This window comes from uncultured Anaerovibrio sp., from assembly GCA_902786545.1.
GTDB lineage: Bacteria > Bacillota > Negativicutes > Selenomonadales > Selenomonadaceae > Anaerovibrio.
Map to the genome: position 1 here is coordinate 1 of CADACU010000040.1, position 15,378 is coordinate 15,378.

Consider the following 15,378-nt stretch of genomic DNA (forward strand, 5'->3'; position numbering starts at 1 on the left):
TTGCGGGGGATCGAGGGGTTTTCCCATTTATGGCTTATATGGCAGTTTTCTGAGGTAGTACGGGAAGACTGGTCGCCCACCGTAAGGCCGCCTATTTTAGGCGGAAATAAGCGGGTAGGGGTATTTGCTACCAGGTCACCTTTCCGGCCTAATCCAATAGGCCTGTCCAGTGTAAAGCTGGAGCGGGTGGAACTGGATACACCAGAGGGACCGGTGCTGGTGGTCAGCGGGGCAGACCTGATGGATGGCACCCCCATATTTGATATAAAACCATATATTCCTTATGCTGACAGTCACCCAGAGGCCACGGAAGGCTTTCGTAGTGGCGGCTGGAATCGAATGCTGGAGGTTGATTTTCCGCCAGAGCTTTTGGCGAAAGTGCCAAAAGATCGACAGGAAGCTCTGATAGGGGTTCTGAAAAACGACCCGCGGCCATCTTACCATAACGACCCGGAGCGGGTTTACGGCTTTCCCTTTGGGGATGTGGAGGTAAAATTTTCCGTACAGGACAAGATATTGGTAGTTGCGGATGTGATTCCTTTGGCGTAAGTCATTTTTTATCGTTGATAAATATTTCATCCAGCCTCGCCCTGCGGAAAATTTTTCGGCTTCGTCGCTGCGTCAAAATCATCATGCACGGAAAAAGTGCTTATTCATAGGCGGCGGAGCCGCTCCTTCACCAGGCGTAAAAAGGGATACTGCCCATGATGAGCCTGCCGGCGGCTGGACTCCGCTTCTGCAGGCGAGAAAATTTCCCTTCGGTCCATGAGACTAGTGGCAATTATCCAGCCTTCCCCTTTGGGGAAGGGGGACCGCTTGCGGTGGATGAGGTTTTTGTAGATAATATTTATGGATAATACTCGTTTGGTAAAAGCATGGAAGATTTAATAGCCAGAAAAATTTAAGGGGAAATATGTTAGTTAAATGTAAAAAAGCTGATGAAAAGGGATAAATGCCCTTATCATCAGCTTTTTTGATGGATGCGAACGATGAAATAAAATCATCAGAATAATATGATTAAAGTTTAAATATTAGCTTTTTCAAGTGTGTTATGTTGTTCTTCATATTGTTGTATTCCTTTTATGACAAAATATTCAATTTGAGCATTTAAAGACCGTAGCTCATCAGAAGAAATTTTCTTCAATTTAGTGTAGGTTTGTTCTTCAAAACGAACTTGAAGTGCAACTTTATTTGATGCCATATTACAATCACCATCCTGTTATATAGTATGATAGACGATGAAAATAATTCTTGATAGTATCTATTTAGTTATAAATAATAACTAATATTGACTATAATAGGTTAAAATAGTATCATATAGTTGAGTTAATTTACAAGGGGGTTAAAATTATGGGTAAAAAATTGGGGATAGGTTGCTTAGGGGTTATTGGTCTTTTTGTGATATTAGGTATACTTGGTTCTATATTTGGAGGTGGATCAAGTAGCCACAAGGATAATTCTAACAACAGTAAAAGTACGAAACAAGAAGTACAGGCAGAACCGGAATATACTTGTGATATTGAAGGTGTAGGAAAGGTTGTTGGTAAAATATCATCAAATGTAGGCATTGCTATATATAAAATTGAAGAAAGGGATGTTTTGGGCGATAATCCATATTTGCAGAAAAAACCACAGGGAAAATTTGTAGTTGTTTCAATAGTAGTAAGTAATGAGCAAAAAGATGCAGTTACAGTTGATGCAAGTTCATTTAAACTCATTGATAAAGATGGCAGAGAGTATAGTTACTCCACTGAAGGACAAACGGCAATACAGATGGGTAATGGAGATGCGAAAGGATTTTTGACAAAATTAAATCCTGGTATTACAACAAATTTTGAAATACCATATGATGTTCCTAAAAAGTTGGAATTATCTAATATTTCGCTTAAGGCCAGAGGTGGTATGACTGGTAAAGAAATATCCTTGCCATTGGTTGTACAGAAAAAATAATATTTTAGTAATGTGAAAAAAGTGACTTTCAGGTGGTGACATATCAAAGTGAAAGTCACTTTCTTATTGAATAAAATTAACAATTCACTAACGACTTTGCATATCGTTGACATCACTGTAGTTCAATGGTAACATTTTATTTGCTGTGATTTTAAGAATGAGGAGCGTTTGATGTGAACGAAAAATTGAGTTGGAAGAATTATTTATTTGTGGCCAGTATGCTGTTTGGTATGTTCTTTGGTGCCGGCAATATTATCTTTCCGGTACACTTGGGACAGGCAGCGGGCAGTAATGTGTGGCCGGCAATTGGTGGATTTATTCTCACCGGTGTGGGGATTCCTATTTTGGCAGTAGCAGCCATCGGTATGTCCGGTGGTAATGGATTGCAGGATTTGGCCTCCCGGGTCAATAAGAAATATGCTATGTTCTTTACCTGCATGCTTTATTTGACCATTGGTCCGTGCTTTGCTATTCCCCGTTGTGCCACAGTGCCATTTGCAATGGGAATTGCCCCAATGATTACAGTGGTCAGCCCGGAAATGGCGTTGTTTGGCTTTTCTATCGTTTTTTTTGCAGTGGTTATGTTCTTTTCTCTCAGACCAAGTGGAATTGTTACCTGGGTAGGAAAGATTTTGACACCAATCTTTTTGCTGTTTTTGGGCAGCTTGTTGTTAGTGGCCTTCGCCAATCCGATGGTTGACAGCATTGCCAATATTGCTCCATCGGCGGACTATGCAACTGGAGCGTTTGCCAAGGGGGTTCTGGAAGGCTACAACACAATGGATGCTATGGCGGGCTTGGCTTTTGGTATTATAGTGGTAAACAGCTTGAAAAACCTTGGCTTGCGGTCCAATGAAGCGATTGCGGCTTCTACCATTAAGGCCGGTGTTTGCAGCGGTATTATTATGTCAGTTATTTACCTCATGATTATCATTATGGGAACCATGAGTATGGGAGTTTTCCCAATGGCGGAAAACGGTGGCGTGGCCCTGTCGGATATTTCCGGTTATTACTTTGGGGCAGCTGGTGTGTTCGTGCTGGCTGGTATTGCTACCTTTGCTTGCCTGAAGACAGCTATAGGCTTGGTAACAAGCTGTTCTGAAACCTTCTGCCAGATGTTCCCAGATGGTCCTGGCTATCGGACTTGGGCCTGCATTTTCGGTGCAGTATCCCTGTTGATTTCCAATGTAGGTCTTACTGCAATTATTGTGTATGCTATACCGGTATTGATGTTCCTGTATCCATTGACTATTACCCTTACTTTGCTTGGTTTGGTAGGTGGCTTCTTTAACCAGTCAAAATGGGTTTACGGTATGGTTACCCTGTTTACTGCGATAGCAGCTGTTTTTGACTTAATGAATGCCCTTCCGAAAGAATTGGCCGGTTCTCCATTGGTTACTTCTATGGTGGGCTTTGCCGGAGAATATCTGCCATTCTTCACTCAGGGCTTTGGCTGGCTGATACCAGCTATGGCTGGCTTGGTAATTGGTCTGGTTTTGGCCAAGGTAAATAGAGATATTTAAAAATATTTTTTTCCAAAATAATAGCTTGACTTCATTTGATAAATTCTGTACAATGTTTCAAGTGAGGCTTTGTACAGCCGCTTCCATTAGCCCCGGAGGCATCGTGCAGAACTTCACGGATACTTAACTGAAAAACAGATATTTTATAGGAGGGATATATCGCATGAAGACAACATTTATGGCAAATGCTCAGAATGTAGAGCGTAAATGGTATGTTGTAGATGCTGAAGGTCAGACTGTAGGTAGATTAGCTGCTGAAGTTGCAAAAGTTCTTCGCGGTAAACATAAACCAACCTTTACTCCACATGTAGATACTGGCGATTTCGTTATCGTAATCAATGCGGAAAAGGCTGTATTCACTGGTAAGAAATTAACTGATAAAATTTATTTCCGTCATTCCGGCTACACCGGTGGAACTACTTTCACCCCAGCTGGTCAGATGATGGCTAAGTTCCCAACTCGGGTTATTGAGCATGCTGTTCGTGGTATGCTTCCTCATAACCGTCTTGGTGAGCAGATGTATAGAAAATTGAATGTATATGCCGGTTCTGAGCATCCACATGCTGCACAGCAGCCAGAAGAGCTCAAGCTGAACATTCGCTGATACTTGGAAGGAGGAACATATAAATGGCATTAGTTAGCTACTACGGCACAGGCCGCAGAAAGTCTTCCATTGCAAGAGTTCGTCTTGTTCCAGGTGAAGGCAAGGTGACTATCAATGGTCGCGCAATGGATGAGTATTTTGGTCTTAAGACTCTTGAGCTGATTGTAAGACAGCCTCTGGAGCTTACTGAAACTGTTGATAAGTACGATGTAATCGCTGATGTAAAGGGTGGCGGTGCTTCCGGTCAGGCAGGCGCAATTCGTCACGGCATCACCCGTGCTTTGATGGTTCTCGATGGTGAACTTCGTCCAGCACTGAAGAAGGCTGGCTTCGTTACTCGTGACCCTCGTGAGAAAGAGCGTCGCAAGTACGGTCTCAAGAAAGCCCGTAAGGCTTCCCAGTTCTCCAAGCGTTAATTTTATATTATTCGCGAATTTACCCTGCAGAGAAATCTGCAGGGTTTTCTTTTTTGACAAATAATATCATTGGAGTATAATGATATAGGCTTGTTTTGATATATTAGAAGTTTGTTTTGGTATATTGGAGGTTTTTACAATGACAAAAATAAATATATTCTCAGGATTTTTAGGAGCTGGTAAAACAACTCTTATTCAGAAGCTTATAAAGGATGGTTTCAATGACAAGATTTGTCTTATAGAAAACGAATTTGGCGAAATTGCCATTGATGGCGGATTTATGAAGGATGCCGGGGTTGAGGTAAAGGAAATCAATTCCGGATGTATTTGCTGCTCTCTGGTAGGAGATTTTGAGGAGTCCTTAAAGCAGGTGATGGAAACCTATAACCCGGACCGGATTATTATTGAACCATCCGGTGTAGGCAAGCTGTCTGATGTTAAGGTGGCGGTTTCCAAGGTTTGCAACGATCAGGTAGTAATTGACGGGAGTATTGCCGTGGTTCACGCCAAGAAGTGCAAGATGTATGCCCGTAACTATGGGGAGTTTTTCATTGACCAGATTGCCCATGCAGATTGTATTGTGCTGAGCCGTAGTCAGGATGTAACAGAAAAGAAACTGCAGGAGACCATAGATATTATTCGGGAGCATAATCCAAAGGCCCCTATCGTAACTACGCCTTGGGATAAGCTTTCCGGGGAGCAGATATTGGATGCCCTGCATCATAGTGAACTGTTAAATGTGGATGAGGTTGCAGAGGAGCACCATCACGAGCATCATCACCATCATGATCATGAGTGTGATGATCCGGATTGTTGTTGCCATCATGACCATGACCACGAGCATCATGAGCATGAGCACCATCATGACCACGAGCATCATGAGCATGATCACGATCATCATGAGCACCATCATCACGACCACGAGCATGAAGACCATCATCATGACCATGAGTGCGATGATCCGAATTGCAGCTGCCATGACCACCACGATCATGATCATCACCATCATCACCATGCGGATGAAGTGTTTGGCAGCTGGGGCGTTGAGACAACCAAGAAGTATACAGCTGATGAACTGAAGAATATTATGGCTGAATTGGTAAATGGGGATGAATATGGCGTTGTTCTCCGGGCCAAGGGTATTGTGATGTCAGCCAATGAAGGTGAGTGGCTCCATTTTAACTATGTTCCAGGAGAAAGCAGTGTGGAAGTAGGAGCGGCAGACTATACCGGCCGTTTCTGCGTTATCGGCAGCAAGCTGCATGAAGATAGCCTGCGTGAACTGTTTATGGGTGAATGATTGGAGAATAATCAATGAGTGACAAAAAACAAAATGTTCCGGTGTATTATTTCCTGGGGTTGCTGGAAAGCGGTAAGACCAGTGTTATTAAAGATTTTTTGCAAAATAATCAGTTCGCCCAGGCGGAATGTAACCTCATAATAATGGGGGAAGAGGGCGAAGAGGAGCTGGAGGAAGAGCTGCTGAAAAACAGTCATTCCCAGGTTATCACGGTGGAGGATGTGGAGGAGCTTACCACGGATTTTTACCAGGAGTGTCAGGATAAGTATCATCCAAGCAGTGTTATTATTGAGACCAACGGTATGTGGAACGCAGGGGATTTTATGAACATTCCCTTGCCGGAGGAGTGGTTTGATTTTCAGAATATTGGTCTGGTGAATGCTGAAACCTTTGAAGTATATCAGAAAAATATGAAGGATCGGTTTGTGGATTTGTTCCGGTATTGTGAACTGATTATTTTCAACCGCTGTGACCACAGCACCAGACAGCAGGATATTCGCCGCAATGTTCGGGTAGTAAACCGCCGGGCTCAGGTTATTTTTGAATCCGATTTGGAGGATTTTGAAGAGGAAGCACCAGAGCTGCCATTTGCTACAGACAAGGATACCATTGAACTGGAATTGGATGATTACGGGGCCTGGTTTGTGGATATGCAGGATCACCCGGAGAATTATGACAAAAAGCGGATGATTTTCGATGGTTATATCTGCTCGGCCCAGAAGGGCAATGTGGTGCATTACGGTGTTGGTCGGGTTGGTATGGCCTGCTGTGCGGATGATATGATGTTTTTGGGAATTGCCGGGGCAGGTGTGCCGTTTAGGCAGTTGGACTACAAACAAAAGGAACGCAAGTGGGGCCAGGTAACTGGTGTAATTCATGTGAAATATGATAAAAATGGTGAGATAGAAAACCTCAGCATAAAGGTGGAAGATTTTGCCGAAAAGCCGAAGCCAGAGGACACTATTGTTTATTTTAATTGATAATTAGGAGAAGAGTGGTATGAAGGCGGATATTCTGGAAAAAATTCAGCAGGAAACGGCTGACTGGGCTTATCTGCAGGAATTGCCGGAAGAGTGGTTTGGCCTGAAGTATTCCCGACGATATAATGAGGTAGGGGATACATTTGAGCTTTTTTCTTATAAAAACAGCGAAAAGCATTTAGGTATTGTGACATATTATCATCAGGAGACCAAAGAGTATAAGCTGAAAATACAGCGGGGACTGACGGAGTTTTGCCTGATGGAATTTATAACCGGTTCCTTTGCAGAATTTGAGCAGTATTTGCGTAAATATCTGGAAGGCGCCATGCATGATTTGACGGTATACAATCCGGATGCTATCAGTTATGTAACTAAGGCTATAAACATTACTGAGTGGGATTATGACAAGCTGCTGCCAAAAGAATTGGAGGGCTTTAAGCTGTTTATTGAGCCTAAGAATATGGTGCGGGTGCTGAACGGGTCCTATATTGTCTTTGATTATTCTGATTTTGATATCAATAGTAATTTCATTATTTATTATAATGAGTTCCGGTGTGAATTTTTTGGGGAAGCCAGAATTAACAATATCCCGGAAATGAATTATATCTTTGATTCAAAAACGCTGGAAGAATTGGAGCAAAGACTGCAGGAGCACTTGGTGGACCGGTTAAGGGGAATCCGTCAACGGGCTACAAAATGAACAAAAACATAAATCCTTATTGCCAATCCGGCAGTAAGGATTTTTTATATTATAAAAAAACTTGACTTGAAATTGATTTTTAGTGTTAGATATTAAATAATTGACTGTAGACTAAGTATGGTTATTTTCTTATAAGGATGATGATTTATATGGCAGACAAGACAAATAATGAAAATAAATTATCCCGGCGGCAGTTTATTAAAGGAGTAGCAGGGCTGGGGGCTCTTATGGCTGTTGGTGGTGGCTTGTACGCAATGAAAGGCTCCAGTGTAGGACGGGATGTGGAAACCACGGCAAGAAATCTCTTTCAGGACAAGCAGGTGCAAAATATTCGTCATATGGTTACAGCGGATAACTCCACCAGGCGGAATATTATGTGGAAGTCAGCAGAGTCATTGGCCAATCCCCGGGTAAGAGTTTACAGTAAAGGGGCTGGTACGCAGATACCGGAACGGCTAATTGCCGCCAAGGAGGATTTTTTCACAGATGATGGTGAAGAAATCAAACAATATTCTGTGTTACTGGAAGATTTGTTTCCTGGCACAGAATATGAATTTGCTATAGAAACTGATGATGAAACCAGCAAGCCATATTCCTTTTCTACTGCATCAAGGGAGAAGGAGTCATTTACCATGTTGATTTTTCCTGATTCGCAATCCAGTGATTATGCAGACTGGCGAAAGGTAGCCCATTCAGCCATAGAGGCTCATCCAACGGCTGAAATTTTCACCAATATGGGTGATCTGGTGGACAATGGTGAAGACAGCAGTCAGTGGCGGGCCTGGTTTGGTGCTGTTGAACCTGTGATGAACAATTTGCTGTTCGTGCCGGTAATGGGCAATCATGAGTGTTATGACCTTAAATGGCAGGAACGGTTACCAGAAGCTTACCTGCATTATTTTCAGGTGCCGGATAATGGCAGTGCGTCCTTTGACAGATATTATTACTCCTTTGATTATGGTCCGGTGCATTTTGTGGTGCTAAACACCGTGGAACAAGAAATTAGAAATTTTAAAACAGGATTGATGGAGGAGCAGATTGCCTGGTTGCGGAAGGATTTGGCCGGTACGAAAAAAACATGGAAGATTGTATTGATGCACAGAGATGTACTGCAGTACCGGATTGCCCGGATGCCGGAACGAAAGGAAGGGTTTTCGGAGGAAGGGGAAATATTTATGCCGATTTTTGAGGAATATGGCGTGGATATAGTTTTTACAGCCCATTTGCATACCTACCGGAATAGAGGACATATCCTGCGGGGGAATCATAACGCTCAGGGGCCATTGTATATTTTGACTGGTGTGGCGGGAAATGTGCGGTATGACAATCTTTGGACGGACCATGCACTGGACATGGTGGTAGCCCCTCAGCCGGAAACGGATAACTATCTGACCATGCAGGTGGATGGTCGGCGAATAAATATTGTTTGCTATTTACCTGATGGTACTAAATTGGATGAGATAGCAGTTAATAAATAGGCAATAAAAGAAGGCAGCAATACGACATTGCTGCCTCCTTTTTTGTGTGTGATTTTTATCATAGAAAAATGTTCCCGGTGCCAATATTAAAAAGATTTTATGGTACTGGCAATAATATCATTTAAAGCAGACTGTAGTTTTTTCTCAACGGCTTTGGTCATTTCCGGGTCAACATTGCCGTTGAGGGTAGTATTGAGCTGCCGTAAATGGGCAATAGCTGAAGTGACATCAGCCAGATTTTTCTGCGTGATTTGTTTCTGGTGACGGAGGGTGTAGTTTCTAAGATGCTTGGTGGAATCTGCCTGGCTGGACCAAAAGCTGTCCGACAAAGCCAGTTTGTATTGGGCAATATCAAGATTATCCATAAGTTGATCCCATTCAGCCTGCTTTTTTTGGATATTATTCCATATTTCAGCAAAAGATTTAGTTTGTGAACCATCCGCATTTGCAGTGCTTTTTGAAGTACGGCTGGAGTTGTTGCTTTTATTTTTGGCAGCCAGTGCCTGTAACTCCAATAGCATGTCCAAACCATTGTTAACTGTGCTCATAGTAAATCACCTTCCTTCACTTATCTGTTATATCGGAAAAAAGAATTAGTCGCTTAATATTAGTGAGGGATTGTTATGAGAAATGAAAAAGATATGGTTTAATTAGGAGTCTGGTTTGATTGACAAGGTATGGGGGTTATGGTTTACTTAAAAAAGAAAGTAAATTGACCAAAGGAGGATTATATGAAATTCAAGATTATTTGGTGCCTGGTTTCAATTTTTTTGATTGTTCTACTATATTTAGGCATATCCGGTCGTCAAGTGGATGTGAACACGGATATGGTAGTTGATGGTCTTGATAATGAAACGGCCCAGATTATGTATTATGCCGGACTGGCGCCTAGTTCCCATAACGCTCAGATGTGGCGTGCCAAGATTTATCCTGCTGAAGGCAAGCTGGTTATTTCGGTTGATGAAACAAGGACACTGCCAGCTGTTGATCCGGAAAAAAGAGAGATGTACATTTCCATGGGAGCTTATGCCCGCAGTTGTATTCTGGCGCTGGAAGCTTATGGCTACAATACAAGTCATCATATAAGTGATAACGGCACTACGGTGACGATAAATTACAAGAAAAATGGTATGGCAACCGATGATGGTCTGATTACTCTGATGAAGCGCCGGCATTCTGATAAACGGGAATATATGAGTACACCGTTGCCGGAATTGTTTCAGGAGGGGCTGAACGGTATACACGGTACGGTGTATTTTGCCCAAAGCAGTGATGGTTACGAATTTATAAAAAAAGAAACGCTGGCAGCCGCTGCTGAGCAGCAGAATGACCAGTCAGTCAGGAATGAACTGGCAGAATGGTTGCGGTTTTCCAACAGTGAGGTAACAAGGAAAAAGGATGGGATTTCGGCCGAGCAGATGAATATAACTGGCATAAAAAAATCCTTGTATTATCTGTTTATGTCACGGGAAAGTGCTAAGGGAGATGCGTTTGCCCGCAAGGGATATGATATGGCAGTGGAGCAGACCGATGGCTGTGCTGGCTTTATTGTGATTTCGGACAATGATACTCCGAGGGATTATGTGAACGCCGGTATGCATTTGATGGAGGTATGGCTTTATGCTGTACGCAATAATATTGAAGTGCATCCAATGAGCTATGCTGTTGAAAATCCGAGCCGCCGTATAGAGTTGCAAAGGTCATTGAAGCTGTTAAATCCGCCGCAGATGATTCTCCGGGTGGGGATGATAGATGGCGTATATGGCGAGAATGCCCAGGTACGCCGGGATTTGAAGGACTATATAACAGTAGAAAAATAAACATTTGATACATGAAACAGGATGTAGCTCCTGTTTCTTTTTTTCGCCTTTGAATGATAATTTATTCTTTTCAGAGGGACAAATGAAACAATATATCCATAAAGTTTGTTATTAAACAAAAGATATGGTAGAATTAGTGTGTTGTCGGTGTAAGTGTGTGTATCGGCAGAGAAAATGTTTGTCGCTAGGGGAGATACAATGCATCAGGAATTTTTAATGGGCAACGAAGCTATTGCCATGGGAGCTATTGCGGCCGGTGTAAATCTGGTGGCTGGTTATCCTGGGACCCCATCTACGGAGGTTTTGGAGACAATAGCCAAACGACGCCCGGAAGATACATATGTGGAATGGTCAATAAATGAGAAGGTGGCCATGGAAGTGGGGGCTGGTGCGGCTTATGCCGGGGCCAGAGTTATGGTAACCATGAAACAGGTAGGCTTAAATGTGGCGGCGGATCCGCTGATGAGCTTGGAATATATCGGTGTGAAGGGCGGTATGGTTGTATTGGTGGCTGATGATCCAGGGCCGATTTCATCCCAGACCGAACAGGATACCAGGCATTTTTCCCGATTTTCCAAGCTTCCTTGCTTCGATCCGTCTACGGTACAGGAAGCCTACGAGATGGTACAGGATGCCTTCGAGTATTCGGAAAAATATAAGACGCCGGTATTTCTGCGGTCAACGACCATAGTTTCCCATGGTTATGCCGCTATTGAAGTACAAGACGAAACGGAATATAAAACAAACAAGTCGGAAGGATTTATTAAGGATACTAAAAAGTGGGTTATATTCCCTAAGCTGTCTTATCAGGCCCACATAAATATTGAGGCCCGAAATGTGAAGCTGGCGGGGGAGTTTTCCTCCTACAGTAAAAATATGCTGTTGGATAAAGACAGCAAGGTTTTCCCGAAAAAAGGAATTGCCACCGGCGGATTTAACTATACTTATGTAACGGAGGCCTTGAAAGAACTGGGAAAGGCTCCTTTGCTGAAGGTTTCCACTCCGCACCCGTTTCCGGAGGAGTTGGCAGTAAAATTTTTGACTGGACTCGACGAGGTCCTTTGTGTGGAAGAACTGGACCCGGTAATTGAGCGGGAGCTTATTTATATTTGTGGCAAATACCAGCTGCCAGTGAAGATTTATGGCAAATTGACACTGGATGTGAAAAATTCCGGTGAAAACAGTTTGGATTCGGTAATGGATAATCTGGCCAAATTCCTTGGAGCTGTACCGGCGAAAAAAGCAGCTATAAGTGAAGCCGAACAAGACGAAATGCCGGAGCTGCCAGTGCGTCCGCCAGTGCTTTGTGCTGGTTGTCCGCATCGGGGAGCTTTTTATGCGGTAAAGCAGGCTATGAAGGGGAAGAAAACCATTTTCTGTGGTGATATTGGTTGTTATACTATGGGAAATGCCATGCCGCTGGATATGGTGGACACTTGCCTGTGTATGGGAGCTGGGCTGGGGATAGCTCAAGGAGTTAACCATATTGAGCCTGATACCAGCTGTTTTGCCTTTGTGGGAGATTCAACTTTTTTTGCAGCATCCATTACCGGCGTAATAAATGCCGTATATAATCAGGCCAATATGACTCTGATAGTGTTGGATAATTCTACTACGGCTATGACGGGACACCAGCCGCATCCGGGTACCGGCCGTACCATGATGGGAGATGTGGTAAATAAGGTTAGCATTGAAGGCATATTGAAGGGGATTGGTCTTGAGTTTGTGGAAACAGTAAATCCTCTGGATCATAAGGCCTCAGTGGACGCGGTCAAACGGGCGGCGGCACTGCCTGGGGTAAAGGCCATTATTTTCAAATCACCTTGCATTGCTATTGTTAAAAGTGGTAAATCCCTGAGTATAAATCAGGATAAATGCATCAATTGTCGTAAATGTATTCGGGAGATTGGCTGTCCGGGATTGGTTATTCGGAATGACCGAGTGATAATCGATGACTCCCTCTGTACTGGCTGTGGTTTATGCAGTCAGATTTGCCCGGTAGAGGCTATTGGAGGTGAGGCTGATGAGTAAGAACATAGTGCTGTGCGGAGTAGGCGGACAGGGGACGGTTTTGGCCTCCAAGCTGATTTCTGGGGCAGCTATGAATAAAGGTATTTCGGTAAAAAGTGCTGAAACCATCGGTATGGCACAACGGGGCGGCAGTGTGTTCAGTCATCTGCGGTTGGGCGATGATGCAGAATGTCCAATGATTGCCCATGGGTCAGCTGATATCATAATTGGCTTTGAGCCAGGAGAAGCGGTGCGGATGCTGCCGTATCTCAAAAAAGGCGGTCAGGTGATTGTTAGTGCCAAGCCTGTAATGCCAGTGACGGCTGCCTTAGCCGGGTCAAATTACAATGGTGAAGAGATGCTGGCGTATTTGCAGGATAAAGTGGAAAATGTCACTGTGATGGATACGGAAACGGCCTGCAGGGAATTGGGATCAACAAAAATAGTCAATCTGTTGCTTTTGGGCGCAGCAGTAGAAAGTGGTGAACTGGGACTGTCTGCTGATGATATCCGGCAGGTAATCAAGGAACGCATTCCGGAAAAATTCCATCAGTTGAATTTTCAGGCTTTGGAGTACGCAAAGGGATTAAATAAAGGGGTTTAATAGAAGATGAAAATAAGTGAAGCACAGTTAAAATTGGTTAATGACCGTATAGATGCCTTGGAGGCGGCCAACAGCTTTTATGGTAAAAAGTTGGAGGAGGCGGGAATAAATCATGTATCAACGCCGGAGGAATTTGAGAAGCTGCCGTTTTCTGAGAAGAATGATTTGCGAGAGGCTTATCCATTGGGGCTTATGACTGTGCCCCAGGATGAGGTTGTCCGTATACATTCCTCGTCCGGTACTACAGGTACTCCGGTAATCATTCCATATACCCGTAAGGATGTGGACGATTGGGCCACTATGTTTGCCCGCTGCTATGAATACGCCGGAATAACCAAGGAAGACCGATTGCAGATTACACCAGGATATGGCTTATGGACAGCCGGTATAGGCTTTCAGGCAGGATGCGAGAAGCTGGGGGCTATGTGTGTGCCTATGGGACCTGGTAACACCGACAAACAGCTGCAAATGATGCAGGATATGAAGTCAACGGTAATATGTGCCACTTCTTCTTATGCACTGCTTTTGGCTGAGGAAATCCAAAAGCGGGGAATAAAAGATAAGGTAATGCTGAAAAAAGGTGTCATTGGTTCGGAGCGTTGGGGCCAGAAAATGCGGGAACGCATTTCTAATGAGTTGGGGATTGAACTTTATGATATTTATGGGCTGACAGAAATTTACGGCCCTGGTATCGGTATTAACTGCAAGTATGACACAGGTATGCATTATTGGGATGATTTCATTTATTTGGAAATAATTGACCCGCAAACATTAAAGCCGGTTCCGGACGGGGAGTGGGGCGAAATTGTCATCACTACTCTGGTAAAGGAAGGGGCACCGTTGATTCGTTATAGGACCCATGATATGTCCCGCATAATTCCAGGTGAATGTCCATGTGGCTCCAAGTTCCCACGAATAGATGTAATAGCCGGCCGTACCGATGATATGATGAAGATCAAGGGAGTAAATGTATTCCCTAAGCAGATTGAAGAAATACTGCAGGAATTCCCGGAACTGTCCAGTGAATACCAGATTAGAATTTCACATCTTGATGGTAAGGACACTATGCGAATATATGTGGAAACCAACGGTTCAGTGGACTTTTTGGACATGGCCAAGCGTGTGGCCACCAGAGTCAAGAGTCGGATAGGCTTTACTCCATTGGTAAAGGTTGTGGAGATTGGTTTGCTGCCAAGAAGCGAAAAGAAGACAAAACGGGTTATTGATGAGCGTTATGATTAAGGAAATGTGATGGGAAAACCGCCAGATATCAGCAACTCAACTGTTTTGGAACGAGAGAAGTATATAAAAGACAATTTTTATTGTCGGGGCAATTGTGAAATATGCGGGATCTGCAAGGTGTATCATGGGAAATCACCGGAAGTTGTTTACGCAGAATATATTGCCGGCAAACGAAACTTTCAGGAGATAACAGAAGAATATCGGTAAAATATTAAGGCTGTAATAAAGGGAGAGAACTCGTTTTATTACAGTCTTTTCTTTGAGACGGTTAAAAGTTTTTTATGTGTTTTATAAAAGAAAATGAAAAAATATTTGACAAAGCATCAATAAGACGGTAATATTATCATCGTTGTCGCAACAAATAGATTTAAAATAAATCCAGCGGCAAAAAATAAATATCAAAAAGTGCTTGACATAAAAGCTGCTTCAAGATATTATATAGAAGCTGACTCACGAAGCAAAAGCTTAAAGGTCAGTAGAGACACGAAGTGATTTTTGCCTGGAACGAGGCGCTGAAAAGTTCGTGTTATTGCGTAGGGATTTTGTTGCAAGACAATATTGCTGCAGAATGCTTATTTATTTAAGTAGAGACACGAAGTGATTTTTGCCTAGAACGAGGCGCGACGAGACGCCCGACCGAAGCGTACATAACCTAGTACGCTGACCGAGGAAGTCGAGAAGCAACAAAGTTATAGACAAAAAGAACGAGTGTGGTGTTCTTTGAAAACTAAACAATGCAATAATTAAATCA

At 43.2% G+C, this 15,378-nt stretch carries 16 protein-coding genes; 14 read left to right on the forward strand and 2 right to left on the reverse strand.

What is annotated here, in order from left to right; genetic code table 11:
• Window positions 1–549: tRNA (N6-threonylcarbamoyladenosine(37)-N6)-methyltransferase TrmO (tsaA, locus tag QZV24_RS08215; RefSeq protein WP_294522697.1), on the forward strand; the 549-nt coding region annotated here is incomplete at its 5' end.
• A 475-nt stretch (window positions 550–1,024) separates the two neighbouring features.
• Here the strand turns inward: tsaA and QZV24_RS08220 are convergent.
• Entirely contained in the window at window positions 1,025–1,201 is a 177-nt protein-coding gene (locus QZV24_RS08220; RefSeq protein WP_294522699.1) for a hypothetical protein, read from the reverse strand.
• A gap of 149 nt (window positions 1,202–1,350) precedes the next feature.
• Between QZV24_RS08220 and QZV24_RS08225 the strand changes: the two genes are divergently transcribed.
• The 8 genes from QZV24_RS08225 (at window position 1,351) to QZV24_RS08260 (ending at window position 8,951) form a co-directional block, all read left to right on the forward strand.
• Window positions 1,351–1,950 (forward strand): DUF4352 domain-containing protein, encoded by a 600-nt coding sequence (locus QZV24_RS08225; protein WP_294522702.1) that lies wholly within the window; start codon window positions 1,351–1,353, stop codon window positions 1,948–1,950.
• A 173-nt stretch (window positions 1,951–2,123) separates the two neighbouring features.
• Window positions 2,124–3,473, forward strand: a complete 1,350-nt coding sequence (gene brnQ, locus QZV24_RS08230; RefSeq protein ID WP_294522705.1) for a branched-chain amino acid transport system II carrier protein — start codon at window positions 2,124–2,126, stop codon at window positions 3,471–3,473.
• A gap of 163 nt (window positions 3,474–3,636) precedes the next feature.
• The gene (gene rplM / locus QZV24_RS08235; RefSeq protein WP_290656786.1) at window positions 3,637–4,077 is read left to right on the forward strand and encodes a 50S ribosomal protein L13; all 441 of its coding nucleotides are present in this window, start codon (window positions 3,637–3,639) and stop codon (window positions 4,075–4,077) included.
• 23 nt (window positions 4,078–4,100) lie between these two features.
• Complete coding sequence (gene rpsI / locus QZV24_RS08240) at window positions 4,101–4,493, forward strand: 30S ribosomal protein S9 (RefSeq protein ID WP_290656787.1); 393 nt, start codon at window positions 4,101–4,103, stop codon at window positions 4,491–4,493.
• A 139-nt stretch (window positions 4,494–4,632) separates the two neighbouring features.
• Window positions 4,633–5,793 (forward strand): CobW family GTP-binding protein, encoded by a 1,161-nt coding sequence (locus tag QZV24_RS08245; RefSeq protein ID WP_294522709.1) that lies wholly within the window; start codon window positions 4,633–4,635, stop codon window positions 5,791–5,793.
• A gap of 14 nt (window positions 5,794–5,807) precedes the next feature.
• A complete protein-coding gene (locus tag QZV24_RS08250; protein ID WP_294522712.1) occupies window positions 5,808–6,773 on the forward strand; it encodes a GTP-binding protein in 966 nt (321 codons plus the stop codon).
• A 19-nt stretch (window positions 6,774–6,792) separates the two neighbouring features.
• Window positions 6,793–7,473: a hypothetical protein gene (locus tag QZV24_RS08255; protein WP_294522715.1), complete on the forward strand. Its 681-nt coding sequence runs from the start codon at window positions 6,793–6,795 to the stop codon at window positions 7,471–7,473.
• 149 nt (window positions 7,474–7,622) lie between these two features.
• Window positions 7,623–8,951 carry a metallophosphoesterase gene (locus QZV24_RS08260; protein ID WP_294522718.1) on the forward strand — a complete coding sequence of 443 codons (1,329 nt, stop codon included), beginning with the start codon at window positions 7,623–7,625 and terminating at the stop codon, window positions 8,949–8,951.
• An 86-nt stretch (window positions 8,952–9,037) separates the two neighbouring features.
• Here the strand turns inward: QZV24_RS08260 and QZV24_RS08265 are convergent, their stop codons facing one another.
• The gene (locus tag QZV24_RS08265; RefSeq protein WP_294522721.1) at window positions 9,038–9,499 is read right to left on the reverse strand and encodes a hypothetical protein; all 462 of its coding nucleotides are present in this window, start codon (window positions 9,497–9,499) and stop codon (window positions 9,038–9,040) included.
• Window positions 9,500–9,682: 183 nt separating this feature from the next.
• Between QZV24_RS08265 and QZV24_RS08270 the strand changes: the two genes are divergently transcribed.
• From QZV24_RS08270 to QZV24_RS08290, 5 genes are all read left to right on the forward strand, one after another.
• Entirely contained in the window at window positions 9,683–10,771 is a 1,089-nt protein-coding gene (locus QZV24_RS08270) for an Acg family FMN-binding oxidoreductase (RefSeq protein ID WP_294522724.1), read from the forward strand.
• A 198-nt stretch (window positions 10,772–10,969) separates the two neighbouring features.
• Window positions 10,970–12,802 carry an indolepyruvate ferredoxin oxidoreductase subunit alpha gene (gene iorA / locus QZV24_RS08275; RefSeq protein WP_294522727.1) on the forward strand — a complete coding sequence of 611 codons (1,833 nt, stop codon included), beginning with the start codon at window positions 10,970–10,972 and terminating at the stop codon, window positions 12,800–12,802.
• On the forward strand, window positions 12,795–13,385 hold the full coding sequence (locus QZV24_RS08280) for an indolepyruvate oxidoreductase subunit beta (protein WP_294522729.1): 591 nt from the start codon (window positions 12,795–12,797) through the stop codon (window positions 13,383–13,385). Before iorA ends, QZV24_RS08280 begins: the two co-directional genes overlap by 8 nt.
• 6 nt (window positions 13,386–13,391) lie before the next feature.
• A complete protein-coding gene (locus QZV24_RS08285; RefSeq protein ID WP_294522731.1) occupies window positions 13,392–14,627 on the forward strand; it encodes a phenylacetate--CoA ligase family protein in 1,236 nt (411 codons plus the stop codon).
• A gap of 9 nt (window positions 14,628–14,636) precedes the next feature.
• On the forward strand, window positions 14,637–14,834 hold the full coding sequence (locus tag QZV24_RS08290) for a hypothetical protein (protein ID WP_294522734.1): 198 nt from the start codon (window positions 14,637–14,639) through the stop codon (window positions 14,832–14,834).
• Window positions 14,835–15,378 lie beyond the last annotated feature (544 nt).